The sequence below is a fragment of the Lautropia mirabilis genome (genome assembly GCF_900637555.1).
In the GTDB taxonomy this organism is placed as follows: Bacteria; Pseudomonadota; Gammaproteobacteria; order Burkholderiales; family Burkholderiaceae_E; genus Lautropia; species Lautropia mirabilis.
Window position 1 is genome coordinate 2,987,447 of sequence record NZ_LR134378.1, and the last position, 25,215, is coordinate 3,012,661.

Genomic DNA, 25,215 nt, shown 5'->3' on the forward strand with positions numbered 1-25,215 from the left:
ACCGGCCGACCCGACCGTCGTGGCGAAAGATGGATCCTCGTGATTCTGCCTGAAGCACCCCCTCCGGCGAGATAGAATCACCCCCGACCGTGATGGGGCCCGCCCCGGCGCCCGATCACCAACCCTGGATCAAACACCCCATGCTGACCTTCCAACAGATCATCCTGCGCCTGCAGGAATACTGGGACAAACAGGGCTGCGCCCTGCTGCAGCCCTACGACATGGAAGTGGGCGCCGGTACCTTCCATACCGCCACCTTCCTGCGGGCCATCGGCCCCGAGCCCTGGCGCGCGGCCTACGTGCAGCCCTCGCGCCGTCCCAAGGATGGCCGCTACGGCGAGAACCCCAACCGCCTGCAGCATTACTACCAGTACCAGGTGGTGCTCAAGCCCGCGCCCCCCGACATCCTGGACCTGTACCTGGGATCGCTGAAGGCCCTGGGGCTCGACCCGCAGGCCAACGACATCCGCTTCGTCGAGGACGACTGGGAATCGCCCACGCTGGGCGCCTGGGGTCTGGGCTGGGAAGTCTGGCTCAACGGCATGGAGGTCACGCAGTTCACCTACTTCCAGGAAGTGGGCTCGCTCAAGTGCCTGCCCACCACCGGCGAGATCACCTACGGTCTGGAACGGCTGGCCATGTACCTGCAGAAGGTCGAGAACCTCTTCGACCTGCAGTGGGCACCCGGCATCACCTACCGTGACGTGTTCCACCAGAACGAGGTCGAGCAGTCCACCTACAACTTCACCCTGGCCGACACGAAGATGCTGTTCGCGCACTTCGACGACTACGAACGCGAGGCGCGCAACCTCATCGAGGCCAAGCTGGCGCTGCCCGCCTACGAGATGGTCATGAAGTGCTCGCACACCTTCAACCTGCTGGATGCGCGCGGCGCCATTTCCGTCACGGAACGGGCCGCCTACATCGGCCGGGTGCGTGCGCTGGCCCGTGGCGTGGCGCAGGCCTACTACGAATCGCGTGAGCGACTGGGTTTCCCGATGATCACCGCCGAAGACCACGCCAAGCTGGGAGCACGTCCATGAACCAGGCCACGAACCACCCCGCCCTGCTGGTCGAGCTGCTGACCGAAGAGCTGCCGCCGCACGCCCTCACCCGGCTGGCCGACAGCTTCGCCCAAGGCATCCGCACGCGGCTGGCCACCCGCCAGCTGCTGACCAACGAAGACGCTCACCCCGACATCTACGCCACCCCGCGACGGCTGGCCGTGCGCCTGCCCGGCGTTCGCGCCCAGGCCGATGCCCGCGAGATCCAGATCAAGGGGCCGTCGGTGGCCGTGGGCCTGGATGCCCAGGGCCAGCCCACCATGGCCCTGATCAAGTGGGCCGAGAAACAGGGCGCCGAGGTCTCGGCACTCACCCGTGGCCACGACGGCAAGCAGGACGTCTTCTACTGGAGCAGCACCCAGCCCGGTGCCGTGCTGGCCGATGTCATCGGCGAGATCATCGTCGAGACCCTGGCGCAGCTGCCCATTCCCAAGTTCATGACCTACCAGCTGGCCGACGGACTCACCACCGTCAGCTTCGTGCGTCCGGCCCACCGGCTGGTGGTACTGCACGGCGACACTGTGCTGCCCTGCACGATACTGGGGTTGGCAGCCGACCGCATCACCGATGGCCACCGCTTCCTGTCCAGCGGCCCCATCACGCTGGAAAACGCCGACAGCTACGCCCGTCAGCTGCGCGAGCAGGGCCATGTGGAACCCGAATATCAGGCGCGCCGCGTGATGATCGCCAACGAGCTGGCCCACTCCAGCCAACAGAATGGCGGCATCCTGGCCGTCAACGACGAGGAGCAGCAGCAGGTCACGGCCCTGCTGGACGAAGTGGCGGCACTGGTGGAATGGCCGGCCGTCTACACCGGCCAGTTCGACCCGGCCTTCCTGGCCGTGCCGCAGGAATGCCTGATTCTCAGCATGCGCACCAACCAGCGCTATTTCCCGCTGTTCGAGACCAACGGCAAGCTGAAGAACCAGTTCCTGATCGTCTCCAACATGCGCATCGACGATCCGTCCGGCATCATCGACGGCAACGAGCGCGTGGTGCGCCCGCGCCTGGCCGATGCCCAGTTCTTCTTCGACCAGGACCGGCGCGAAACGCTAGCCTCGCGGCTGCCGCAGCTGGCCCAGGTGGTCTACCACGCCCGGCTGGGCACCCAGGCCGAGCGCAGCGAGCGCATCCGCCGGCTGGCAGCGGCCCTGGCACCCGCCACGGGCGCCTCGGTGGCCGATGCCGAACGGGCCGCGCAGCTGGCCAAGACCGACCTGCTCACCGGCATGGTGGGCGAGTTCCCCGAGCTGCAAGGCACCATGGGCCGCTACTATGCGCGGCACGACGGTGAGAGCGAAGCCGTGGCCGATGCCATCGCCGAGCACTACCAGCCGCGCTTTGCCGGCGATGCCCTGCCCGCCTCGCCCACCGGCCTGGCGCTGGCACTGGCCGACAAGCTGGAAACGCTCGCCGGCATCTGGGGCATCGGTCAGCGCCCCACCGGCGACAAGGACCCGTTCGCACTGCGCCGGCATGCGCTGGGCGTCGTGCGCATCCTGATCGAAGGCAAGCTCACCCTGTCGCTGCCGGCCCTGCTGGAACAGGCGTTCTCGGTGTTCGACAAGCTGCCCGCCCCCGCTGCTGCCGACACCGAGCCTTCCGACAAGGCCGCTGCAACCGGCAAGAAAGGTCGCAAGGAAGCTGTACCGCAACCCTTCACGGCCGATGTGCCGGGCCTCTCCGCCTTCGTCGCCGACCGACTGCGCAGCTACCTGCGTGACCGGGGCTTTGCCGGCACCGACATCGAGGCCGTGCTGGCCACCGGTCTGGATCGGCTGGACCTGCTGGAAGCCCGACTGGCTGCCCTGGCCGCCTTCCGCCGCCTGCCCGCCTTCGAGTCGCTCACCGCGGCCAACAAGCGCATCGGCAACATCCTGCGCAAGTCGGCCGGTGAAGGTGCAGCAGACGACAAGGCATCCGTGGATCCTGCCCTGCTGAAGGAAGCGGCCGAGCGCGATCTGAACGACGCTCTGGTCAAGCTGCAGCCCCAGGTGCAGGCCCACCTGCAGCAGCAGGACTTCACCGCCGCCCTGCAGGCGCTGGCGGCGCTGCAGGCACCCGTGGATGCCTTCTTCGAGCAGGTGATGGTGAACGCCGAGGATCCGGCGCTGCGCCGCAACCGCCTGGCACTGCTGGGTGGTCTGCATGCGCTGATGAACCGAGTCGCCGACCTGTCGCAACTGTAAGAAGGACCCGATCATGCTTGCCGCCATCCGCTCGGTGCTGTTCATCCTGATCATGGCCATCACCGTCACGATCTATGCCACCGCCACCGTGCTGTGCTTCTTCCTGCCGGTGAAGGTGCGCTATGCCATCGCTTCCAGCTGGCCACGCCTGATGCTGCAGGTGGGCCGCTGGCTGTGCGGCATGCGCTGGCGGGTCATCGGCACCGAGAACCTGCCCGACGGGCCGGCCATCGTGCTGGGCAAGCATCAGTCCACCTGGGAAACCTTCTTCCTGCTGTGCCACATGCCGCGTCCGGCAGCTTTCGTCTTCAAGCGAGAGCTGCTGTTCATCCCGTTCTTCGGCTGGGCCATAGGCATGCTGGACATGATGCACATCGACCGCCGCCATGGCCGGCGCGCCTTTGAATACATCGTCAAGAGCGCCGGCAAGCAGCTGCACAAATACGGTCGCTGGATCGTCATGTTCCCGGAAGGCACGCGCTCGAAGCCCGGTCAGCAGCAGCCCTACAAGTCGGGCGGCGCCCGGCTGGCGCTGAAGAACGACACGCCCATCGTGCCGGTAGCCGTCAATTCCGGTCGCTGCTGGCCCAAGAAGCCCTTCATCAAGCAGCCAGGCCTGATCACCGTCTCGTGGGGGCCGGTCATTTCGGTGACGGGCAAGACGTCCGAGCAGCTCAACCAGGAAGTCGAGCTGTGGATCGAGACCGAGATGCGCCGCATCGACCCGGACAGCTACCCACCAGGTGACGTGCCGCCCATTGCACGGGAACTCGCCGAGGCCGCCCGGAAGAAGGCGTCCGCTGCGCATGACGTCCAGGGTGAAGCGTCCACCGTCGCCGGGCCGACAACCGACAACGCAGCTGTTGCCGGACAGCCCCGCGCAGAAGGCAGCCCATCGGCTTGAGAAGACCTCGCCACACCCCCACCTGTACAGGGCGCTCCATTGATGAGCGCCCTTTTTCCATCCGAGGAACGATTCATCCGTGGGCCTTTTCTCCCTGGGAAAATCCCCCTTTCCCAACCCCTTCCAGCGCCAGCCAACTGCCCAGCCACGGCATGAGGACGCCCCCGTCACGCCTCGTTCGCTGGTGCTCTCGGCCCATGGCCAGACGCAGCGAGTCACGTATCGCGTGCGACGCTCGGCGCGTGCACGGCGCGTGGGCCTGCGGATCGACGCCGAAGGGCTGGAAGTGGTGCTGCCGCAGCGTGCACGACTGGACCAGACGGCCATCGAGCACACCATCCGTGAACACGAGGCATGGATCGTGCAGAAGCTGGCGCTCTGGCAGCAGCGCGCCTTGGCCCGCGAAGCAAGACGCCCCTGCTACACCGACGGCGGCATCATCCCGCTGCTGGGTGAGCCCATCACGCTGCGCACGCTTCCGCACAGCGGGCACCGACGCAGTCAGGTGCGACAGATGGGGGCCGAGCTGTGGATCAGCGGCCCAGCAGCCCACGACGATGCGCTACTGAAGGCGGCCGTGCACGCCTGGCTGAAGAAATTTGCGGCCGAGCTTTTTCACGAACGGATGCAGCCCTTCGTGCAGAAGCTGGGCCGCGCCCCCAGCCGCGTGAGTCTGAACGCCGCCCGCACCCGCTGGGGCAGCTGCAGCCGCGACGGCAGCATCCGTCTCAACTGGCGGCTGGTGCAGTATGCCCCCGAGCTGATCGACTACGTGATTGCCCACGAGCTGGCCCACCTGACGGAACTGAACCACAGCCCCCGCTTCTGGGCACAGCTGGAAGCACTGATGCCCGACTACCGCCAGTGGCAGCGCCAGCTGGCCGACACGCCGGATGCGCTGGTGGAGTGAATCATCCGGCCGCAGGCGCCGGCATGCCTCCTGCGCCCAGCAGCTGCACCACCATCACCAGACCAACGATCAGGCCCATGATCGTCACGATGGCCAGAATGCCACCGAGGATGATGCCGCCGATGCCGTAGCCAAGACTGGCTTTTGGAATGGCGCCGGACATGGCATTGGCGCCCACCCAGATGGCATAGAACCATACCAGGGTGACAAGCGACTCGGGCACACCCAGCCCACTCAGCAGGAAGCCCAGCAGATCCACGACCAGCCAGGATGCAGCGATCAGGTTGAACAGATCTCCCTGTCCATCCCAGCGTCCGCCACGCTTCAACCACCAGCGGCAGAAGCCGTATATGACCCAGAAGGCCAGCCACATCGTCACCACACCAATGCCGATCCGCCCCCACAGGGGCAGCGCGACCGGATGAGGGGTATCGGGGGCATTCCCCGCCATGTTCGGGTCCAGCCCGCTGCAGATGCCCAGCAGGGTAATGGCCACGACCGATTGCCAGCGCGCGAACCGGAATCGCTCGAACGGCTGTTCATGCAACAGGAACGCGAAGATGCTGGTCTGAATCACACCCATGAAGGTCTCCTCCTTTCATCTGGAATGCAGCACGTCCAGGCCTCTCCAAACAGGTCCCGCAAGCAGACGCGCCATAGAACGGAATGCAGGACACCTTCAAATATATCGAACCTCTTCATGCCTCCGTTCCTTCACCCACCCATGCTCGTCAGTTCTGCCTGCATCGGGATGATTCAGCGTGCCGAAGAAGGCATCGCCCCTCCGGAATGAAGCACCAGCTTGATGAATGCCAGGACAATCGCCAGGCCGAAAAGCAGGACGTAGATCAGGGCAAGACCGTTGACGATGCCGGCGATGCTGTAACCCAGAGTGGCTTTTGGAACCGCGCCGGACATGGCGTTCGCGTTGACCCAGATGGCATAAATCAGGATCGGGACAAGCAGGGTGCCGGGCACACCCAGTGCGTATAACCCGTAGAGGAGCGCGAAGGGGAGCAGCCATGAGGCAGCCATCAGGTTGAAAAGATCGTCCTTGCCATCCCAGCGCTCACCGCGCATCAACCACCAGCGACAGGCACGATGGATGATGGGAAATGCCACCCACGTCGACAGCACGCCGAAGACCACCTTTCCCCACAGAGTGGGCAGCGCAAGGTCGGACGCCTTCAGGGCGTGAACATGCATGTGCATGGCCAGCCCTTGCAGGACGCCCAGCAACGTGATGACGAAGCGCGATTGCCAGCGTGAGAACCGGAAACGCTCGAATGGCTGCTCACGCAACAGGAATGCAGAGACGCCCGCCCGAATCACGTCCATCAGAATCCCCCCTCACCCGAAATGGCCCATGAGGGGATTGTCCGATGACGTGCTGGCACGGGTACGCTGTAATCAACCTACCCGAGGGGTCTTGCCGCCAGCGCATCAGCCAGCGCATACCAGGCCGTGGCGGGAATCTGCTCGGGGCGCTGGCTCAGGTCCGTCAGCGGCACCAACCGTGCATCGTCGGCCGCCGCCTTGTCCAGATCAAAGGATGGATGTTGCTGGGCCAGCCAGCCCCCCAATGTCCGACGCAGCATCTTGCGGCGCTGCGCATAGGCTGCGGCCAGCGCGGCCTCCAGCTGGGCAATGGCGGTCGTGTGTGGCCTGGGCAGCGGCACCATGCGCACCACGCTGGAATCCACCTTCGGTGGCGGGTCGAAGGCTTCCGGCGGCACGTCGAAGAGCTTTACCACCTGGTAATGGTTCTGCAGGAAGACGGTGAGTCGCCCCATGTCGCTGCCGGGACCGGCCACAATGCGGTCGACCACCTCTTTCTGCAGCATGAAGTGCTGGTCCCGCACACGGTCTGCCACGGCAATGAGATGCAGCAGCAGCGGGCTGGAGATGTTGTAGGGCAGATTGCCGACGATGCGCAGATTCTGGCCGAAACCGCTGAAATCGACCTGCAGCACGTCCTGCTGCACCAGGGTCAGTGCATCGCCATACTGCGCAGCCAGCCGGGGCCCGAGATCGCGGTCGATCTCAATGACGGTGATATGGCCCGTCTGGGCCACCAGCGGCGCGGTCAGTACGCCGGTGCCGGGGCCAATCTCGACAAGGTTGTCGCCGGACCGGGGAGCTATGGCCTGCACGATGGCATCGATGCAGGCACGGTCTGCCAGGAAGTGCTGGCCGAAGCGCTTGCGGGGAATGACGCCGGCCGGGCGCTTCTCGCGTCCGGCGTCATGTCGGTGGTTCGCCATCGGGTCAGGATTCGTCAGTGCGTGGAGGCCGCGTCGGATTTCTGGCGGTATTCCACATAGGTGCGGTCACGCAGCTCGCGCAGCCACTGCTGGTAAGCCTCGCCGCCCTTGGCCTCGCGCAGCTTGGCACGGGCCGCATTGCGCAGCCGCTCGGGCGATTCGGTGTCGGTACGCCGGCCCAGCACCTGCACCAGATGCACGCCGAACTGGGTCTGCACCGGTTCGCTGATCTCGCCGTCATGCAGGGATTTCATGGCCTGCTCGAATTCGGGCACGGTGTCACCCGGATAGAGCCAGCCCAGATCGCCTCCCTTGGCGGCAGAACCGTCAGAAGAGAATTCCTTGGCCAGCTTGGCAAAGTCGGCCTTGCCGGCCTCGATGTCACGGCGGAACAGCGACAGGCGCCGCTCGGCCTCGGCAGCCGTCTCGGGGCTGTTGGCCGGCAGCAGGATGTGACGGGCGTGAGTGAGCTCCACGGTCGTGGCCCCGCCGTCACGCCTGTCCTGCAGCTTCAGGATGTGAAAGCCCGCCGGGCTGCGCACCGGCGCACTGATCTCGCCGGGCTTGAGCTTGCGCACGGTGTCGGCGAACAGGCCCGGCAGGTCGTCGGCCTTGCGCCAGCCCATGCTCCCGCCGGTGGCGGCATCGCCGGCTTCGGAATTTTCCTGTGCCAGCGCGCCGAAGTCGGCCCCCTTGCGTGCCTTGGCCACCAGCTCGTCTGCCCGGGCCTTCTGGCGGGCGACTTCCTTCTGGTCGGCACCTTCGGGCAGCTTCAGCAGGATCTGACGGATGTCGTATTCCGGCTGGCTGACCTTGCCGCTCTTGGCCAGCTCGGCGTCGATCTCGCCCTCGGAGATGCTGACGTTGCTGGCGGTCTCGCGTTCGCGCAGGCGCGCCGAGACGATCTCGGCCACCAGCTGACGGCGGAAGGTGTCCAGCGAGACACCCTCATCCTTCAGACGTTCGGTGAGCTGCTGCGTGGACAGACCGTTGTTCTGGGCCACGTCGGCCACAGCACGGTCGACCTCGGCATCGCTGGGCTTGAGACCATAGTCGGCGGCGTACTGCTCCTGCGCCAGCTGCAGGATCATCTGCTCCAGCACCTGCTTGCGCAGCTCGTCGGGCGGCGGCACCCCGGCTCCCGGGGTCTGGGCCGCACGCCCCTCGATCAGATGGATCTGGGCCTGCAGCTCGCTTTCGGTGATGACGCCCTGGTTGACGACGGCCACGATGCGGTCAAGCGACTCGATACCCGGCTTGTCGGCATCCAGTGGCGACGTGCCTCCGCTGCGGGGCAGCTCGGGACCGTCCTGGCCGAAGGGAGAGGCCGAGGAATACGGGGAGCGCTCCTCGGTGCCGGGCAGGCGCAGGCCTTGCTGCGCCTGAGCGACCAGCGGCAGGCAGGCCATGGCACAGGCCAGCAACAGGCCGATGGGGCTTCTGGCGGAAATGACGGTCGGGACCGGTTGCCCGGCAGCGTCTTTTTGCATGGTGATCGTTTACTCGTAGCCGTAGTAGCGTACTGCCGGCGCCAGGTTGTTGTCGGGCAGGCTGTAGCCAGGAATGTTGCGCGTCAATATACCAAAGGGATCCTGGCCGAAGTGACCAAGCCCGCGCAGGTCGAACTGGACATAGCCGACGGTGGACGTCTGGCGCGTGGTGGTGACGAAGCGGTGTGCCACGACCCGCACGGCCCAGCAGTCGCGGGCATATTCCACGCCCAGCAGCCCCTCCACCAGGCCCGGCTTGACGTCGACCAGCTGTCCGGTGGTGAGGTCCTTCTTCAGGAAGGAATAGTTGATGCGCCCCAGCGCCGTCCAGTTGGCGGCAATGGGCCAGGCCAGCGAGGTGTCCCACTGGGCGTATTCCTTGGACTGGTAGCGCACGCCGGCGTTGAAGAGCTTGCGCCCGCCCGGACGGTAGCGGTAGCTGAGGTTCAGACGCGGCACGCGCTTGTCGCGGATGGCGTACTGCACGCCGGCGTTGAGGCTGTGCCCCCCCCGGAAGTCGCCGGATGCCGCGAACAGCAGGTCGGAGCGGCGGTCGACGCGCACCGGCTGCCCGGGAATGGTGACATCCTGACTGGAGAAGTAGAAGCGCTGGGCCACGGCCAAGCGCAGGCGCTCGACACCGGTGGCCTGCTCGATCTGGCGTGAGACCAGCGCGGCCGTGAGGTGATCGGCGTCGGCGATGCGATCGTGACCGGTGAAGGAGTTCTCGCTGAAGAGCTGTGCAAAGCTCAGGTCGGTGGCCACGCTGTCAAAGACGGGGATGTCGCCCTGGTTGCGATAGGGGGTGCGCACATAGAAGAGCCGGGGCTCCAGTGTCTGCACCGAATCCTCGCCCAGCCAGCGGCTGTCACGCTCCAGCACCAGGCCGGAATCGATGGAGAAGGTAGGCAGCACGCGGGACATCGAACGGCCGCTTTCGGAATAGCGGTTGAGCGAATAGTGCGTGGCATGCAGACCCACCTTGGGCGTGAGGAACCAGCCGCCACTCTGCATGGGGTAGCTGACCTGCGGGTTCAGCACCAGTCGCGTGCCTTCCACGGCATTGGGGCGGGGGTTGGCAAACTGGGTCAGGTCCACCAGCGTGGTGACATCGAAGCCATGCAGGTCCACCTTGTTGTTGGTGAACTGCAGCTGCGGCACCTTCTCGTAGGGCGGCGACGTGCGCGCTTCCAGAATGTTCTGATAGCGGATGCCGCGCACCATCATGTTCCAGTCACCCACGCTGCGGGTGAAGTACAGCTCGCGCGGCAGCGAACGCTCGGAGGCGTCGATCAGGGTGTTGGAGTAATCGACGAAATAGTTGTCGTCCGAGACCCCCTGCAGGTTCCAGGCACCGTTCCAGCCCAGCACGTTGGTGAAGAGGCCGTTGGAATCATAGGAGTGGCGGGAATGGTTGGTGTCGCTGTCGTGCGGAATGTAGTCGAGCTTGATGTTGCCCTGGGCCGGCCGCGTCAGGAAGCGGAATTCGTTGCCCAGCCGCAGGCCGCGCCGGGTGGTGAGCTGCGGCGTGACGGTGAGGTCGTAGTTGGGCGCCAGGTTGAAGTAATACGGCGCGGTGACGCCCAGCCCCGAGCGCGAGTTGACGGACACGGTAGGAAACAGGAAGCCGCTCTGGCGGGCGTCGTTGAGCGGGAACATCACCACCGGCATGCGCAGCACGGTGTGATCACGCACCTTGAAGCGCGCAGCGCGCCCGTAGCCCTGCGAGCTTTCCAGGTCCAGATCCAGGCGCTTGGCCTCCAGTCGCCACGCCTCGTCGTCGGGCTTGCAGCTGGTGAAGCTGCCGTTGACAAGCTGCATGAAGCGGTTGCTGACGAAATCGATGCGATCGGCCTGCCCACGCACGCCCACGGTCGTCAGGTCGTAGGTGGGGGACTGGAACGATCCCCGCCCCGTGTCGAGCTGCAGCTGCAGGCGCGGCCCCACCACGCGGGTTCCCGCCTGCTCGATGGAGACATCGCCGGCAGCATCGATGCGCTGCTGCTGACGCCAGTATTCGATGCGGCTGGCCTTGAGCGACGTGCCGATCTTGCGCAGCTCGGCATCGCCCTCGAACACGGTGACCGGCCCCTGCGATGTGGGCTCGGTGGTCATGCGGTCGGCGCTGCCGAAGACCGGCAGCTCGCGATTTTCCTGCGAGGTGAGCGGCAGGTTGAGCGACGGCGCCAGCTGCAGGGGCACGGGTTCATCGGGCGGTACGGCGCCGAGGGAGCCGGCTGCCCCCTTGCGACTGCCAGCCGCGAGCGAAGTGGCTGGCCATGCGCCAGACAGTGCCGCCGACAGGGCAAGTGCCAGTGCGGTCAAACGGAAAGTGCGGTCTGGAAGCGACACGGACAGGGCGGCTCCGATGAGCGGCTGCCGGAATGGGCGGCCGGGTGGGCGGGATATGGGGCGAGATTGTCTATTATAGGGAGAGCTCATGCGCTCCGTGCCGCCCGCTACGGCCTGCTGTCGCTTCCTTCATCACCCCGCCCTTCGGAATTTTCCGGTTTCCACGATGCCTGCCGAACACGCCTCCCCCGCCCCCACGCCCGCCGCCCCTGCTGCTGCCCGGGACGATGCCCGGCTGGAAGAACTGAAGACATGGCTTGCCAGCCTGCCGGAAAGCCATGCCCTGGATGTTGCCACGCTGGCCCCGGCATCGAGTGACGCAAGCTTTCGCCGCTATTTCCGGCTGAAGGCCACCCTGCCTCAGGCGGTCGGCACGGGCACCGCCATCGTGATGGACGCGCCGCCCCCGCAGGAAGACTGCCGGCCCTTCGTGCACGCGGCCGAGATCATGGGTGCCGCGGGCCTGACGGTCCCCCGGGTGCACGCCGCTGATCTGGAGCGGGGCTTCCTGCTGCTGGACGACCTGGGCAACCGCACCTACCTGGCCGAGCTGGACGCAAAGACCGCCCCCAGCCTGTACGCCGCAGCCAGCGAGGCGCTGGTGAAACTGCAACGCGCCAGCCAGCCCGGCGTGTTTCCCGAGTACGACCGTGAACTGCTGCTGCGCGAGCTGATGCTGTACCCGGACTGGTACATTGCCCGACACAAGGGCGTGACGCTGTCCGAGAAGGAAACCCAGGTGCTGCAGCAGGGTTTCGAGAAGATCCTGGCCAACGTGCTGGCCCAGCCGCGCGGCTACGTGCACCGTGACTATCACAGCCGCAACCTGATGATCCTGGAAGCGCCCCGGCTGCCGGGCGTGCTGGATTTCCAGGACGCCGTGCATGGCCCGCTCACCTATGACCTGGTTTCGCTGCTGCGCGATGCCTACATCCAGTGGGACGAGGAACAGGTGCTGGACTGGACCATCCGCCACTGGGAGCGCGCCCGTGCCGCCAAGCTGCCGGTACCGGCCGATTTCAGCGATTTCTATCGGGACTTCGAGTGGATGGGCATCCAGCGCCACCTGAAGGTGCTGGGCATCTTCGCCCGCCTCTGGCACCGTGACGGCAAGGACGGCTACCTGAAGGACATGCCGCTGGTGGCACACTATGTGCACGCTGCCCTCAAGCGCTATGACGAGCTGGCCCCGCTGTGCCGGCTGTTCGAACGCATCGAGGGCATCGACGCCCAGCACCGCTACACGTTCTGAGCGCGCGTTGCCCAGGCCATTCCGCCTTTTTCCGAGCCACCTTCCCACGCCCACCTTTCGAGTCATCCCATGAAAGCCATGCTGCTGGCCGCCGGACGCGGCGAACGGATGCGGCCGCTGACCGACCGCACCCCCAAACCCCTGCTGGTGGCCGGTGGCAAGCCCCTGATCGTCTGGCACCTGGAAAAGCTGGCGGCCGCCGGCATCACCGAGGTCATCATCAACCACGCCTGGCTGGGTGAGCAGATTCCGGCTGCCCTGGGCGATGGCAGCGCCTACGGCGTGCACATCACCTACTCGGCCGAGGGTGAGGCGCTGGAAACGGCCGGCGGCATTGCACGCGCCCTGCCGCTGCTTACCCAAGGCGAACCTGACAACGCGCCGTTCGCGGTCATCAGCAGCGACGCCTGGAGCGATCTGGACTACGCACGGCTGACCGAGGTGGCGCAACGTCTGGCCGCCGGCGAAGGCGACTGCTGGTGCCTGATGGTGGACAACCCCGGACACCACCGGGGCGGGGACTTCGCGCTGGACAACGGCCACCTGAAACCCGCTGGCACGGCGCACAAGGCAAGCGCGGGAAACAACACGCAGACCGCCACAAACCCGGAAGAAGCCGACACCCTCACCTACGCCGGCATCGGTGTCTTCACGCCCGCCATGTTCCGAGACATTGCCGACGGCACACGTGCACCGCTGCGCCCCTGGCTGGAGCGTTCCATCACGGCAGGCAGGGCCCTGGGTGATCATCATCGGGGGCGGTGGTTCGACATCGGCACGCCGGCCCGCCTGAAAGATCTGGACAGGCTGCTGACGGCCCCCGCCCACGACGGTCTGACGGTGCGCATTGACGGCACCGGCCCCGTGGCACTGGCCACGGCGCTCTGGCTGGTGCGTGCCGGCATCCCCCCGGCCTGCATCGCGCTGCCGCTGGACCGGCCCGCCACCAGCATCCTGCCGAAGGATGCTCCGCGACGGGCCATCGCATTGTCCGAGGGATCGCGGCAGATCCTGGCCCGGCTGATCACGCTGCCGGCCTCCGGGCGCATCGACTCGGTGGAGATCGTGCAGGCCGGCACGGACGGTCACACCCGCATCGATCGCGAAGACTTTCCGCTGCCGGCGCTGGGCTGGGTCGTGGTGTGGGAAGACCTCATTGCACAGCTGCACCAGGCCGCCGAGAAGCTGCCCTTTGCCCGGCCGGACGACCCGGCCTTCGCCGATCCCGCCCTGGTGATCCATGCCGGCGGCATGCCCCCGGCACAATCTCGGGACGACACCGACTTCGACACCCATGACAGCGGCCAGGCCGGCCTGCTGCTCGAGGTGGCCGTGACCGGCACGGCCGACACCGCCTTCGAGTGCTTCCGCCCTGGCGGCCCGCTGGCCCTGCTGCCCGCCCCGGCTCTGCCCGATGGCCCGCGCTACACCGTGGTCTGGAGCGATGCCGCCGAGGCCAGCCGCCGGCGTGCCGCACTGCCGGCCGATGCCCTGGGCCAGGAACTGCGAGAAGCCCTGCGTGCCGCCCTGGGCCCCCGCCATTGGGGCCGCCATGCCGGACACTTCGGTCCGCTGCGGGTGTGCACACCGGCCGTGGCCGTGCCGCTGCCCCGCGTCCGCCGCCGGCAGACCACGACGTCCGGCCAGGTCTGGATCGGCAACGCGGCGCAGATGCTGCATCCGGTTGCGGGCCAGGGGCTCAACCTGGGGCTGCGCGATGCCTTCGTCCTGGCCCGGGAACTGGGCGATGCCGTCTTCGATACCGGCCTGCCCGGGCCGCACGCCCGCGTGGCACGGGCCCTGGAGGCCCACGCCCGCGCCCGCCTGACCGATCGCTGGCTGACCATCCACGGCACCGATCTGCTGTCGACCGCCTTCAGCTGGCCGGCGGCAAGGACGCTGCCGCCGATGCTGCTGAACGCCATGCATGTTGCCAGGCCCCTGCGCCTGCCACTGGCGCGCGCGCTGGTGTTCGGGCACCGTTGAAGCCCGCCGCCGGACAACGGCCACACCTTCTGGCAGGACGGCGCGTGCTCACCGCCGGGAGGACAGGCCCCCTGTCCTCCTGTTTCCGGGATGGAACGGACATGGCCGGCCCTGCGCTCTGCGCGCTAGAATGACGATCCCGGCCGCCGGGAATTCCAGAGCGTGTCGTCGTGTCGACCGGGACAAGCCCGTGGCTTGCGGTATCATCGCGCCCCCGCACCGCCGCCACCGGCGCAATGGTGGATCGCTCCACCATCTGCCCGCTCCCGCGTCATCCCTTCGCACTGCCGTCCGCAATGCCCGCCTCCGCCGCCCCGCCCGCCCCCAGTCAGCCCGCGCTGCTGAGAATCGGTCCGTATGCGCTGCCGCATCGGGCCCTGGTGGCGCCCATGGCCGGCGTCACCGATCGCCCCTACCGGCAGCTGTGCAAGCGCCTGGGCGCCGGCTATGCCGTCTCCGAAATGGCGGCCTCCAACCCGCGGCTCTGGAACAGCGTCAAGACCTCGCGCCGCATCGACCATGCCGGCGAGATCGAGCCCAAGGCCGTTCAGATCGCCGGCGCCGACCCCGCCATGATGGCCGAGGCCGCCCGCTTCAACGTCGAACGCGGCGCGCAGATCATCGACATCAACATGGGGTGTCCGGTCAAGAAGGTCTGCAACGTCTACGCCGGCTCCGCCCTGATGGGGAACGAGCCGCTGGCCATCGAGATCATCGAGCGCGTGGTCAAGGCCGTGCCGGTGCCGGTCACCGTCAAGATGCGTACCGGCATCGACCCTGACCATCGCAATGCAGTGGCGCTGGCGCGTGCCGCCGAGGCGGCCGGTGCCGTGATGATCACCGTGCATGGCCGCAGCCGCGCCTGCCGCTACCACGGCCCGGTCGACTACACCACCATTGCCGAGGTGAAGGCCGCCGTGGGCATTCCGGTCGTGGCCAACGGCAACATCGATTCCCCCGAGAAGGCACGGGACGTCCTGGCGCAGACGGGCGCCGACGCGGTGATGATCGGCCGAGCCGCCCAGGGACGGCCCTGGATCTTCCGCGAGGTGGATCACTATCTGGCCCACGGCACCCGCTTGCCAGCCCCCACCTGGCGGGAGGTGCGAGACCTGCTGCTGGAGCACCTGAACGACCACTACCGCTTCTACGGTGAGTTCACCGGCGTGCGCACTGCCCGCAAGCACATCGGCTGGTACCTGCAGGCACTCTGCGGCGACCGACAACCGGACGAAGCCACCGAGGCGCTTCGACACGCCATCAATGACTGTGAGCAGGCCGACGGACAGGTCCGCCTGCTGGAACGCTACTTCGCCGATCGGGCGTCCCTGCTGGACACCGGCATCGATCAGGGAGGAACCCAACCATCATGACCAAGCCTCCGATGACTCTTCAGGAAGCCGTGACCAGCAATCTGGAAAAGTACTTCGAGGACCTGGACAACACCCAGCCTGGCCTGATCTACGACATGGTGCTGTCGGCCGTGGAAAAGCCGATGCTGGAAGTGGTGATGCGCCACGCCGGCGGCAATCAGCTGCGCGCCTCGGCCATGCTCGGCATCAACCGCAATACGCTTCGCAAGAAACTCACGACCTACGGTCTGCTCAATAATCAAGGAGGAAACTGACATGTCGATCACGGTTCATGCCAGCGGGGTGAACAAACCCGCGGATCTGCCCCCGGCGCCGGTCACCCGGGCCCTGATCAGCGTTTTCGACAAGACGGGCGTTCTGGAGTTCGCACGCGGGCTGCACGCCCTGGGCGTGGAGATCCTGTCCACGGGAGGAACGGCCCGGATGCTGGCCGAGGCCGGTGTGCCCGTCATCGAGGTTTCCGACTACACCGGCTTTCCGGAGATGCTGGATGGCCGGGTGAAGACCCTGCATCCGAAGGTGCACGGCGGCCTGCTGGCCCGGCGTGACCTGCCCGCGCACATGGCGGCCCTTGAGCAGCACGGCATTGGCCGCATCGATCTGCTGGCCGTCAACCTGTATCCGTTCCAGCAGACGGTGGCCCGCCCGGGCGTGACGCTTGATGAAGCCATCGAGAACATCGACATCGGGGGTCCGGCCATGCTGCGCGCGGCGGCCAAGAACCACGCCGGCGTCACCGTCATCGTCGATCCGGCCGACTATCAGCCGGTACTGCAGCAGCTGCAGACGCAGAAGGCCGTCTCCGGACCCACCCGCTTCAACCTGGCGGTGAAGGCCTTCGGCCATACCGCCCAGTACGACGGCGCTGTGGCCAACCACCTGTCGGCCATTGCCGAAGACGGCAGCAAGGCACCGCTGCCCGCCACGCTCACGCTGCAGTTCGAGCGCGTGCAGCCCATGCGCTATGGCGAGAACCCGCACCAGTTCGCCGCCTTCTACCGCGAGGCGCAGCCCGCCCCGGGCACGCTGGCCACCTACCAGCAACTGCAGGGCAAGGAGCTGTCCTACAACAACATCGCCGATGCCGACGCCGCCTGGGAATGCGTGAAGGCCTTCGAGCAGCCGGCCTGCGTCATCATCAAGCACGCCAACCCCTGTGGCGTGGCCATCGGTGACGGCCCGCTGCAGGCCTACCGGCGTGCCTTCGCGACCGACCCCACCTCGGCCTTCGGCGGCATCATCGCCTTCAACCGCCCGGTCGACGGCGACACTGCCCAGGCCGTGTCCAAGCAGTTCGTCGAAGTGCTGCTGGCTCCCGGCTTCGGCGAGGACGCCCTGGCCATCATGAAGGACAAGCCCAATGTGCGCCTGCTGGAGGTGCCGATGGCCCAGGGCGGCAACCGGCTGGACCTGAAGCGCGTGGGCGGCGGCCTGCTGGTGCAGAGCCCCGACGAGCATCGCCTGACGGCCAGCGCCCTGAAGGTCGTCACGAAGCGTCAGCCCACGCCGCAGCAGCTGGCCGACCTGCTGTTTGCCTGGCAGGTGGCCCACTACGTCAAGTCCAATGCCATCGTCTATTGCGGCAACGGCCAGACACTGGGCATTGGCGCCGGGCAGATGAGCCGGGTGGATTCGGCCCGCATCGCGTCCATCAAGGCCGCCAATGCCGGTCTGGACCTGCAGGGCTCGGTTGTGGCGTCGGACGCCTTCTTCCCGTTCCGCGACGGCCTGGACGTGGTGGTCGATGCCGGCGCTACCGCCGTCATCCAGCCCGGTGGCTCGATGCGCGACCAGGAAGTGATCGACGCGGCCAACGAACGCGACGTGTGCATGGTGTTCACGGGCGTGCGCCACTTCCGCCACTGATGCACCACCCCCCTGTCGCAGCCTGTCCGGCCCTGCTGGATGCACGGCCACGCCTGCCCAGCCTTCCCGCCGGGCAGGCCTCCCCCTTTGCCACGTCTCTGCCCCCATGCGCATCCTTGGCATAGATCCCGGGCTGCGCACCACCGGTTTCGGGCTCATCGACACCCGGGGTGACGCCATGCGCTACGTCGCCAGCGGCGTCATCCGCTCCGGTGAAGGCCAGCTGCCCGAACGTCTGGGGCGACTGCATCAGGGCATCATCGAGCTGGTGAAGGAATACCGTCCCACCGTGGCCGTCTGCGAGATCGTCTTCGTCAACGTCAATCCCAAGTCCACGCTGCTGCTGGGCCAGGCGCGCGGCGCCGCCATCGGTGCGATGGTCAGCACCGGGCTGCCCGTCCACGAATACACGGCCCTGCAGATCAAGCAGGCCGTGGTGGGCTATGGCCGCGCCACCAAGGAACAGGTGCAGGAGATGGTCAAGCGGATCCTGACGCTGCCCGGCCTGCCCAGCACCGACGCCGCCGACGCACTGGCCTGCGCCATCTGCCACAACCACGGCGGTCCCGTCATCGGCAGCCTGGGCCGACGCCTGCGTGCGGGGCGGGTGCTGGGCTGAACGGATCGGCCCGACGGACCGGCAGGCTGCCTGGCCCGCCTGATGTCCCGACGGTGGCGCATCGGCGGCACCTTCCATCCACAGGCCGCGCATCGACCATTCGTCAGCAACCTGCTTCCTTGGCCACGGATGACGGACCAATCCCGCCACAGGCAGCAGGCCCGCACTTTCCGTTGACCCGATACTGTGTAAAATCCCAGTATCTTCACGCGCCCAGCCCCCTCGCCCATGATCGGTCGCATCCACGGCACCCTGGTCCTTGCCAATCCCCCTGAAATCCTTGTCGATGCTCATGGGGTCGGCTATGAAATCTCCGTGCCGATGAGCACGCTCTATGAACTGCCCCCACCCGGCCAGACCGTCACGCTCTGGACCCATCTGGTGGTGCGCGAGGACGCCCAGCTGCTCTACGGCTTTCTGACCGAGAGCGAGCGCACGGCCTTCCGGGCGATGATCCGCGTCTCGGGCATCGGGCCGCGCATGGCTCTGGCCGTGCTGTCGGGACTCAGCGTGGACGATCTGTCACGTGCCGTGGCCGAGCAGGAAACGGGCCGCCTCACCCGGGTGCCCGGCGTCGGCAAGAAGACAGCCGAGCGCCTGCTGCTGGAACTGAAAGGCAAGCTGGCCCTGGCCTCCAGCGGCATCCAGATCAATGATCAGGCGCTCTTTTCCAGTGGCGACGACATCCTGCGTGCCCTGCTGGCGCTGGGCTATTCCGAGAAGGAATCCAATGCCGCCATTGCGAAGCTGCCCGAGGGCGTCAACGTCAACGACGGCATCCGCCAGGCACTGAAGCTGCTGGTGCGTGCCGGCTGAGGAACACGCCATGCCCATCGAACACGACCGCCTGATCGACGCCGCCCCTGTTTCCGTGCAGGAAGAGCAGCTGGAAAAGGCGCTGCGTCCGCGCCGGCTGGCCGACTACGTGGGCCAGCGCAAGATCCGCCAGCAGCTCGACATCTTCATCGAGGCCAGCCGCCGGCGCCAGGAGGCGCTGGACCACGTGCTGCTGTTCGGTCCTCCGGGGCTGGGCAAGACCACGCTCGCGCACATCATCGCCGCCGAGATGGGCGTGAACCTGAAGCAGACCTCCGGCCCGGTGCTGGAACGCCCCGGCGACCTGGCGGCCCTGCTCACGGGGCTCGACCGCAATGACGTGCTCTTCATCGACGAGATCCACCGTCTCTCGCCCGTGGTGGAAGAGATCCTCTACCCGGCACTGGAAGATTTCCAGATCGACATCATGATCGGTGAAGGGCCGGCCGCCCGCTCCATCAAGCTCGACATTGCCCCCTTCACCCTGGTGGGCGCCACCACCCGGGCCGGCATGCTCACCAACCCGCTGCGCGACCGCTTCGGCATCGTCTCACGGCTGGAGTTCTACGAGACCGACGAGCTGCAGAGCATCGTGCTGCGCTCGGCCCGGCTGCTGGGCGCCGACATCGCCGAGGATGGTGCCAACGAGATCGCCCGCCGCTCGCGCGGCACACCGCGCATCGCCAACCGCCTGCTGCGCCGGGTGCGGGACTACGCCGAGATCCGCGCCGACGGCCGCATCACCGGCCGCGTGGCCGACGACGCCCTGGGCATGCTCGACGTGGACCCGATCGGCCTGGACATCATGGACCGCAAGCTCCTCGAAGCCATCATCGAGCGCTTCGGCGGCGGTCCGGTGGGGCTGGACAACATCGCTGCCGCCATCGGTGAGGTCCGTGACACCATCGAGGACGTGATCGAACCCTACCTGATCCAGCAGGGCCTGCTGCAGCGCACCCCGCGCGGCCGGATGGTCACCGCCACCACCTGGGAGCACTTCGGCCTGCCGGTGCCCACCGCCCAGCGCGGAGCATCGGAGACCGAGGACTGACACCTCCCGTCGCCAGCCCATGGAGCCCGGGCTACAGTGAGGCCGCCGGCGGCAAGCCGCCCGACAGCCCGGACGGCCTGCTTTCCGGCCATCCGCGCACCGGTGGCACCGAAACCACAGAACCACACTGGCAAGCCCGGCACGCCCTTGGCCTGCCAGTTAGAATCGTGTCGTGATACAGCTCCATACGATCGATGTCCGTGTCTACTACGAAGATACGGACGCGGGTGGCATCGTCTACTACGCAAACTACCTGAAGTTCTTCGAGCGCTCGCGCAGCGACTGGCTGCGCGCGCTTGGTGTCGACCACCAGCGCCTGGCCACCTTGGGCACCGCGTTGGTCGTGCGCAACTGCAGCATCGAGTACCACCGCCCTGCCCGACTCGACGACCTGCTGGCCGTCGACACCGGTCTGAACGATCCCAGACTGGACATCCGCCGTGCCTCCATCCGGCTGCTGCACCGCGCCCGCAACCAGGCCGACGGCGCCCTGCTTGCCGAAGGTGCAGTCAAGGTTGCCTGCATCGAGCCGGCTACCGGCCGCCCGGTACCCCTGCCCGACGACGTGTTCGAGCGGCTTCGGCAGTGCGTGCCGCCCGCATCGGACGCCGACGCCCCCTGATCCCCGTTTTCCGGCCTGGCCGATCCATGTCGGCCATTCCCGCAGCTCAGCCGTTCCTAGCCTGCAAAAGACTGAGCTTCCCACAGGACCAACCCGATTCCCGCGATGAACGCCCACGACCTCTCGATCCTGTCCATGATCTCCGATGCCAGCCTGCTGGCACAGGCCGTCATGGCCCTGCTGCTGGTGATCTCCCTGGTGTCCTGGACCATCATCTTCCGCAAGCTGTTCGCCATCAAGGCGGCCCAGCGCGCCACCAACCGCTTCGAGGAAAAATTCTGGCAGGGCGCCGAACTCAATGCGCTCTACCAGGAGGTCTCGCACGCCAGCAAGGACCCTGGCCCCATGGCCCGCATCTTCGAAGCCGGCATGAAGGAATTCCGCCGCGCCCGCCAGAACGGCATCACGGGCAACGGTGGCCCGGAGAGCAGCAACATCGTGCTGGCCCCCGCCTCGCGGGCCATGCGTGCCGCCTTCCAGCGTGAAATGGACGCCCTCGAATCCTCGCTGGCCTTTCTGGCCTCGGCCGGCTCGGTCAGCCCCTACATCGGCCTGTTCGGCACCGTCTGGGGCATCATGAACGCCTTCCGCGGCCTGGCCGACGTGCAGCAGGCCACCCTGGCCTCCGTGGCCCCCGGCATCGCCGAGGCCCTGGTCGCCACCGCCATCGGCCTCTTTGCCGCCATCCCTGCCGTCGTCGCCTACAACCGCTACGCCTACGAGATCGAGCGTCTGGCCAACCGCTTCGAGACCTTCATCGACGAGTTCTCGAACATCCTCGACCGACACGCCCGCTGACATCATGCCCGCCTCCGCCCCCCGCCGTCGTGGCCGCGGCAAGCGCCTGGTCAGCGACATCAACGTGGTCCCCTACATCGACGTGATGCTGGTGCTGCTGGTGATCTTCATGGTCACCGCCCCCTTTGTGCCCGCCAGCACCATCGACCTGCCCGCCGTCGACGCCACCCCGCGCCAGCCCGAGCCCTATATCGAGGTGCAGGTGACCGCCGACGGCAAGCTCACGCTGCAGACACGCAACCAGCCCAAGCCACAGGAAATCCAGGTCACCCGTGAACGACTGCCCGATGAGCTGAAACAGCTGCTCACCGCCCTCGCGGCCGACGGCAAGGGGCCGCAGCCCGTCGTCATCAGCGGCGACAAGCAGGTACGCTACGAGACCATCCTCGACGTCATGGGCGACATCAAGCAGCAGGGCGTCGCCCGCGTCGGCCTCATGGTCAAGCCCCGGCCCACCGCCCCGGCTCGTTCCTCCTGACCTCCGCCCCCGTTTGCGCGCATGGCCAACCCGCACGCCGATCCCTCCGCCCAAGGCAGCAGCGCCAGCCGTCTGCTGTCCTTCCTGCTTGCCCTGCTGATGCACGTGGGGCTGGGCACGCTGCTGTTCGTCGGCATCGACTGGCAGAAGCCCCAGCCCGAAGTCGTGCAGGCCGAGCTGTGGATCCCCATGGAGGACCTGCCGGCCCCCGAAGAGGCACCCGAGGCACCCGCGCCCGAACCTGAGCCGCAGCCGGCCCCCGAGCCGCCGCCACCGCCGCCCAAGCCTGCCCCGGCGCCGGAACCCGAGCCCGTGAAGGCCGAGCAGCCGGACCCGGCCATTGCCATCGCCAAGGCGAAGGAAGAAGCCGAGCGCAAGGCCGAGGAAGAACGTCGCCGCGAAGAAGAGAAGCGCCGCCTGGCCGAGGAAGAGAAGAAACGCCAGGAAGCCGAGGCGCGCGAGCGTGAGCGTGCCCGCCAGGCCGAGCTGGAGCGTCAGCGCGCCGAAGAGAAGCGCCAACGCGAGGAAGCCCAGCGCAAGGAACAGGAACGCAAGGCCGAGGAAGCACGCAAGGAAGCCGAGCGCAAGGCTGCCGAAGAGAAGAAGCGCCAGGAAGAAGAGAAGAAGCGCGAAGAGCAGAAGAAGCAGGAAGAGGCGCGTCAGCGCAAGCTGGCTCAGGAAAAGGCCGAGAAGGAAAAAGCCGAGAAAGAAAAGGCTGAGAAAGAGAAAGCTGAAAAGGCTGAGAAGGCGGCTGCCCAGAAAGCTGCCGCCGAGAAGGCCGCCGCCCAGCGCCAGGCCGCCGAGGCTCGCCGCAAGGCTGCCGTCAGCGCCCTGCTCAGCCAGGCCGGTGATGCCGACAGCACCGCCATCCACGGCAGTACCAGCGGTGCCCGCGATGCCGGCTATGCGGCCCGTGTCAGCTCGGCCATCCGCAACAACACCACCTTCTTCCAGCAGATCAGCGGCAATCCGAAGGCAGTCTTCGACGTGCGGCTTGATCGTGACGGCCGGATCCAGGACGTGCGCCTGAAGCAGTCCAGCGGCAATGCTGCCTGGGACAGTGCCGCCGAGCGCGCCATCCGGCGCACCGACCCCTTCCCCTGCCCCCGTTCCGGCAGCTGCGAGAGCACGCTGGAAATCCATCATGGCCCACAGGATTGAGTCATAATCAGATCATGAAAAGACGCGCGTTCCACCTTGGCATCCTTGCCTCCGCCCTCTTCATGGCGGGTTCCCTGTCGGCCCAGTCGATGCGCATCGACGTGAGCGGCGTTGGTGCACGCCAGGTTCCGCTGGCCCTGGCCCCCTTCAACGGCGCCGGCCAGGCTCCCCAGCAGCTTGACGTCGTCATCCAGGAAGACCTGCAGCGCAGCGGCATGTTCCGGCTGGTCAACCTCACCGAGACCCTCAGCGAAAACTCGCCGCTGGACATGTCGGCCCTGCGCGGTCAGGGCGCCGACTCGGTACTGGTGGGCTCGGTGCAGCCCGTGGCCAACGCCCGACTGGAATTCCGCTACAAGCTGGCCGACACCGTGCGCCAGTCCGTCATCACCGAAGCCACCATGACGGCCGGTGAGTCCGACGTGCGCCTGGCCGGTCATCGCATCGCGGACATCGTCTACGAGAAGCTCACCGGCATCAAGGGCATCTTCTCCACCCGCATCGCCTTCGTCACCAAGCAGGGCAACCGCTATCGGCTCAACGTGGCCGACTGGGACGGCCAGAACGTGCAGACCGCACTCAATGCCGGCGAACCCATCATCTCGCCTGCCTGGTCGCCTGACGGCAAGCGGCTGGCCTACGTCTCCTTCGAGACGAAGAAGCCCGTCGTCTACGTCCACGACCTGGCCAGCGGCCAGCGCAAGGCCGTTGCCAAGTTCAAGGGCAGCAACAGTGCTCCGGCCTGGTCGCATGACGGCCGCAGCCTGGCTGTCACCCTCACCCGTGACGGCGGCTCCCAGATCTACCAGGTCAGCGCCGATGGCGGCGAAAGCGCCCGGCGTCTCACCCAGTCCAGCAGCATCGACACCGAACCCGTCTACTCACCTGACGGCAAGTTCCTCTACTTCACGTCCGACCGTGGCGGTGCACCGCAGATCTACCGCATGCCCAGCAACGGCGGCGCTGCCTCCCGGGTCACCTTCGGCTCGTCCTACAACGTGTCGCCGCGCATCAGTCCCGACGGCCAGCAGATGGCCTATGTCACCCAGCGCAACGGACGCTTTCTCATCGCCCTGAAGGATCTTCAGTCCGGCGACGAGACGCTCCTCACTGACACCGGCGAAGAGGAGTCCCCCAGCTTCGCGCCCAATGGCCAGTGGGTCATGTACACCACCCGCGCCGGCGGTCGCGAATACCTGATGGCCGTCTCCACCGATGGCCGGGTCAAGCAGCGCCTGTCCAGCAGCACCAGCAGCGTGCGCGAGCCCGCCTGGGGACCGTACACCTGGTAACGCCCGGCCGCCCGAGCACGCCCATGCCCGGTACGGCCGGCCTGCCTTTGGGCGCTCCGGCCGCCAGAACCGCTATAGTGTCGTCAAGTGACCACCAAGAATTCACGACATCCAGAGCATCACGATTCAAGCAATAGGAGCCTTCCGATGTTTTCCACCCTGTCCAAACGTCGTCTGCTCAGTCTCGGGCTGGGCCTTGCCATCCTGAGCGGCTGTACCTCGGTCGACCTCGGTGAGTCCGACGAGCACGCCGTCAGTGCCACCGACGAAGCCACTCAGGGCCAGGAAGGTCAAGGCCAGGACGGCAACCTCGACAGCGGCCACGACATCACCCCCGTCCAGCCGCAGGACGAGGCCACCGACCCCCTGCAGGATCCCAACAGCCCGCTGGCCAAGCGCGAGGTCTTCTTCGAGTTCGACAGCTTCGCCATCCTGCCCGAATACCAGCCCATCATCGAAGCCCACGCCAACTACCTGTCCGCCCATCGTGACAAGCACATCGTGCTGGAAGGCAACACCGACGAGTTCGGCAGCCGCGAGTACAACCTGGCCCTGGGTCAGAAGCGTGCCGACGCCGTGCGCCGCGCCCTCAGCACACTGGGCGTCGACGAGAACCAGATGGAATCCATCAGCTACGGCGAGGAGAAACCCCGCGCCTCCGGCACCGACGAGTCGTCCCGTTCGCAGAACCGCCGGGTCGACATCAACTACCGCTGATCCATCCTGCC

The 25,215-nt window shown here is 66.9% G+C and carries 22 protein-coding genes and 1 pseudogene; 18 read left to right on the top strand and 5 right to left on the bottom strand.

Translation table 11 applies throughout. The annotated features are described in order from the left end of the window. The first annotated feature begins 140 nt into the window (after positions 1-140). The 4 genes from glyQ to EL249_RS12295 all read left to right on the top strand — a co-directional run bounded on the left by glyQ (position 141) and on the right by EL249_RS12295 (position 5,067). Positions 141-1,043: a glycine--tRNA ligase subunit alpha gene (gene glyQ, locus EL249_RS12280; RefSeq protein WP_005671909.1), complete on the top strand. Its 903-nt coding sequence runs from the start codon at positions 141-143 to the stop codon at positions 1,041-1,043. Further along, positions 1,040-3,253, top strand: coding sequence for a glycine--tRNA ligase subunit beta (glyS, locus tag EL249_RS12285; protein ID WP_005671908.1), 2,214 nt, complete (start codon positions 1,040-1,042; stop codon positions 3,251-3,253). Before glyQ ends, glyS begins: the two co-directional genes overlap by 4 nt. 13 nt (positions 3,254-3,266) lie before the next feature. Then, entirely contained in the window at positions 3,267-4,157 is an 891-nt protein-coding gene (locus tag EL249_RS12290) for a lysophospholipid acyltransferase family protein (protein WP_005671906.1), read from the top strand. Positions 4,158-4,236: 79 nt separating this feature from the next. Then, entirely contained in the window at positions 4,237-5,067 is an 831-nt protein-coding gene (locus EL249_RS12295) for a M48 family metallopeptidase (RefSeq protein WP_005671905.1), read from the top strand. Position 5,068: 1 nt separating this feature from the next. Here the strand turns inward: EL249_RS12295 and EL249_RS12300 are convergent, their stop codons facing one another. From EL249_RS12300 to EL249_RS12320, 5 genes are all read right to left on the bottom strand, one after another. Further along, positions 5,069-5,650: a hypothetical protein gene (locus EL249_RS12300; RefSeq protein WP_005671903.1), complete on the bottom strand. Its 582-nt coding sequence runs from the start codon at positions 5,648-5,650 to the stop codon at positions 5,069-5,071. 173 nt (positions 5,651-5,823) lie between these two features. After that, positions 5,824-6,405, bottom strand: coding sequence for a hypothetical protein (locus EL249_RS12305; protein ID WP_005671901.1), 582 nt, complete (start codon positions 6,403-6,405; stop codon positions 5,824-5,826). 77 nt (positions 6,406-6,482) lie between these two features. Continuing rightward, on the bottom strand, positions 6,483-7,331 hold the full coding sequence (gene rsmA, locus EL249_RS12310) for a 16S rRNA (adenine(1518)-N(6)/adenine(1519)-N(6))-dimethyltransferase RsmA (protein ID WP_005671899.1): 849 nt from the start codon (positions 7,329-7,331) through the stop codon (positions 6,483-6,485). A 14-nt stretch (positions 7,332-7,345) separates the two neighbouring features. Then, entirely contained in the window at positions 7,346-8,821 is a 1,476-nt protein-coding gene (locus EL249_RS12315; protein WP_005671898.1) for a peptidylprolyl isomerase, read from the bottom strand. Positions 8,822-8,830: 9 nt separating this feature from the next. Continuing rightward, on the bottom strand, positions 8,831-11,023 hold the full coding sequence (locus EL249_RS12320; RefSeq protein WP_005671896.1) for an LPS-assembly protein LptD: 2,193 nt from the start codon (positions 11,021-11,023) through the stop codon (positions 8,831-8,833). 316 nt (positions 11,024-11,339) lie between these two features. Here EL249_RS12320 and EL249_RS12325 point away from each other — a divergent pair, with 316 nt between their 5' ends. The 14 genes and pseudogenes from EL249_RS12325 (at position 11,340) to pal (ending at position 25,204) form a co-directional block, all read left to right on the top strand. Continuing rightward, complete coding sequence (locus tag EL249_RS12325; RefSeq protein WP_005671894.1) at positions 11,340-12,425, top strand: aminoglycoside phosphotransferase family protein; 1,086 nt, start codon at positions 11,340-11,342, stop codon at positions 12,423-12,425. Between the two features lie 69 nt (positions 12,426-12,494). Continuing rightward, positions 12,495-13,229, top strand: a pseudogene (murU, locus tag EL249_RS13675) (N-acetylmuramate alpha-1-phosphate uridylyltransferase MurU); the annotation flags it as partial. A 1,478-nt stretch (positions 13,230-14,707) separates the two neighbouring features. Then, positions 14,708-15,784 (top strand): tRNA dihydrouridine synthase DusB, encoded by a 1,077-nt coding sequence (gene dusB, locus EL249_RS12335; RefSeq protein WP_005671891.1) that lies wholly within the window; start codon positions 14,708-14,710, stop codon positions 15,782-15,784. Continuing rightward, entirely contained in the window at positions 15,781-16,038 is a 258-nt protein-coding gene (locus EL249_RS12340; RefSeq protein ID WP_005671890.1) for a helix-turn-helix domain-containing protein, read from the top strand. Before dusB ends, EL249_RS12340 begins: the two co-directional genes overlap by 4 nt. A 1-nt stretch (position 16,039) precedes the next feature. Continuing rightward, positions 16,040-17,650, top strand: coding sequence for a bifunctional phosphoribosylaminoimidazolecarboxamide formyltransferase/IMP cyclohydrolase (gene purH / locus EL249_RS12345; RefSeq protein ID WP_005671887.1), 1,611 nt, complete (start codon positions 16,040-16,042; stop codon positions 17,648-17,650). 106 nt (positions 17,651-17,756) lie between these two features. Beyond that, a complete protein-coding gene (gene ruvC / locus EL249_RS12350; RefSeq protein ID WP_005671885.1) occupies positions 17,757-18,269 on the top strand; it encodes a crossover junction endodeoxyribonuclease RuvC in 513 nt (170 codons plus the stop codon). 228 nt (positions 18,270-18,497) lie between these two features. Further along, complete coding sequence (gene ruvA / locus EL249_RS12355; RefSeq protein WP_005671883.1) at positions 18,498-19,085, top strand: Holliday junction branch migration protein RuvA; 588 nt, start codon at positions 18,498-18,500, stop codon at positions 19,083-19,085. A gap of 10 nt (positions 19,086-19,095) precedes the next feature. Continuing rightward, positions 19,096-20,136, top strand: coding sequence for a Holliday junction branch migration DNA helicase RuvB (ruvB, locus tag EL249_RS12360; RefSeq protein WP_040530373.1), 1,041 nt, complete (start codon positions 19,096-19,098; stop codon positions 20,134-20,136). 172 nt (positions 20,137-20,308) lie between these two features. Then, on the top strand, positions 20,309-20,758 hold the full coding sequence (locus EL249_RS12365) for a YbgC/FadM family acyl-CoA thioesterase (protein WP_005671876.1): 450 nt from the start codon (positions 20,309-20,311) through the stop codon (positions 20,756-20,758). A 105-nt stretch (positions 20,759-20,863) separates the two neighbouring features. After that, positions 20,864-21,556 (top strand): protein TolQ, encoded by a 693-nt coding sequence (gene tolQ / locus EL249_RS12370; protein WP_005671874.1) that lies wholly within the window; start codon positions 20,864-20,866, stop codon positions 21,554-21,556. 4 nt (positions 21,557-21,560) lie between these two features. Then, positions 21,561-22,034, top strand: a complete 474-nt coding sequence (locus EL249_RS12375) for an ExbD/TolR family protein (protein ID WP_005671872.1) — start codon at positions 21,561-21,563, stop codon at positions 22,032-22,034. A 21-nt stretch (positions 22,035-22,055) separates the two neighbouring features. Further along, complete coding sequence (gene tolA, locus EL249_RS12380; RefSeq protein WP_005671869.1) at positions 22,056-23,195, top strand: cell envelope integrity protein TolA; 1,140 nt, start codon at positions 22,056-22,058, stop codon at positions 23,193-23,195. Between the two features lie 14 nt (positions 23,196-23,209). Then, positions 23,210-24,487: a Tol-Pal system beta propeller repeat protein TolB gene (tolB, locus tag EL249_RS12385; RefSeq protein WP_005671867.1), complete on the top strand. Its 1,278-nt coding sequence runs from the start codon at positions 23,210-23,212 to the stop codon at positions 24,485-24,487. A 147-nt stretch (positions 24,488-24,634) separates the two neighbouring features. After that, the gene (pal, locus tag EL249_RS12390; RefSeq protein ID WP_005671865.1) at positions 24,635-25,204 is read left to right on the top strand and encodes a peptidoglycan-associated lipoprotein Pal; all 570 of its coding nucleotides are present in this window, start codon (positions 24,635-24,637) and stop codon (positions 25,202-25,204) included. Positions 25,205-25,215: the final 11 nt, after the last annotated feature.

Bases quoted from the DNA above. Each gene is read 5' to 3' on its own strand.
- tolA (WP_005671869.1), top strand. From the start codon at position 22,056: ATGGCCAACCCGCACGCCGATCCCTCCGCCCAAGGCAGCAGCGCCAGC.
- dusB (WP_005671891.1), top strand. From the start codon at position 14,708: ATGCCCGCCTCCGCCGCCCCGCCCGCCCCCAGTCAGCCCGCGCTGCTG.
- tolB (WP_005671867.1), top strand. From the start codon at position 23,210: ATGAAAAGACGCGCGTTCCACCTTGGCATCCTTGCCTCCGCCCTCTTC.
- EL249_RS12315 (WP_005671898.1), bottom strand. From the start codon at position 8,821: ATGCAAAAAGACGCTGCCGGGCAACCGGTCCCGACCGTCATTTCCGCC.
- glyQ (WP_005671909.1), top strand. From the start codon at position 141: ATGCTGACCTTCCAACAGATCATCCTGCGCCTGCAGGAATACTGGGAC.
- EL249_RS12300 (WP_005671903.1), bottom strand. From the start codon at position 5,650: ATGGGTGTGATTCAGACCAGCATCTTCGCGTTCCTGTTGCATGAACAG.
- purH (WP_005671887.1), top strand. From the start codon at position 16,040: ATGTCGATCACGGTTCATGCCAGCGGGGTGAACAAACCCGCGGATCTG.
- glyS (WP_005671908.1), top strand. From the start codon at position 1,040: ATGAACCAGGCCACGAACCACCCCGCCCTGCTGGTCGAGCTGCTGACC.
- EL249_RS12375 (WP_005671872.1), top strand. From the start codon at position 21,561: ATGCCCGCCTCCGCCCCCCGCCGTCGTGGCCGCGGCAAGCGCCTGGTC.
- rsmA (WP_005671899.1), bottom strand. From the start codon at position 7,331: ATGGCGAACCACCGACATGACGCCGGACGCGAGAAGCGCCCGGCCGGC.
- EL249_RS12290 (WP_005671906.1), top strand. From the start codon at position 3,267: ATGCTTGCCGCCATCCGCTCGGTGCTGTTCATCCTGATCATGGCCATC.
- ruvA (WP_005671883.1), top strand. From the start codon at position 18,498: ATGATCGGTCGCATCCACGGCACCCTGGTCCTTGCCAATCCCCCTGAA.
- tolQ (WP_005671874.1), top strand. From the start codon at position 20,864: ATGAACGCCCACGACCTCTCGATCCTGTCCATGATCTCCGATGCCAGC.
- ruvB (WP_040530373.1), top strand. From the start codon at position 19,096: ATGCCCATCGAACACGACCGCCTGATCGACGCCGCCCCTGTTTCCGTG.
- EL249_RS12305 (WP_005671901.1), bottom strand. From the start codon at position 6,405: ATGGACGTGATTCGGGCGGGCGTCTCTGCATTCCTGTTGCGTGAGCAG.
- ruvC (WP_005671885.1), top strand. From the start codon at position 17,757: ATGCGCATCCTTGGCATAGATCCCGGGCTGCGCACCACCGGTTTCGGG.
- EL249_RS12340 (WP_005671890.1), top strand. From the start codon at position 15,781: ATGACCAAGCCTCCGATGACTCTTCAGGAAGCCGTGACCAGCAATCTG.
- EL249_RS12325 (WP_005671894.1), top strand. From the start codon at position 11,340: ATGCCTGCCGAACACGCCTCCCCCGCCCCCACGCCCGCCGCCCCTGCT.
- pal (WP_005671865.1), top strand. From the start codon at position 24,635: ATGTTTTCCACCCTGTCCAAACGTCGTCTGCTCAGTCTCGGGCTGGGC.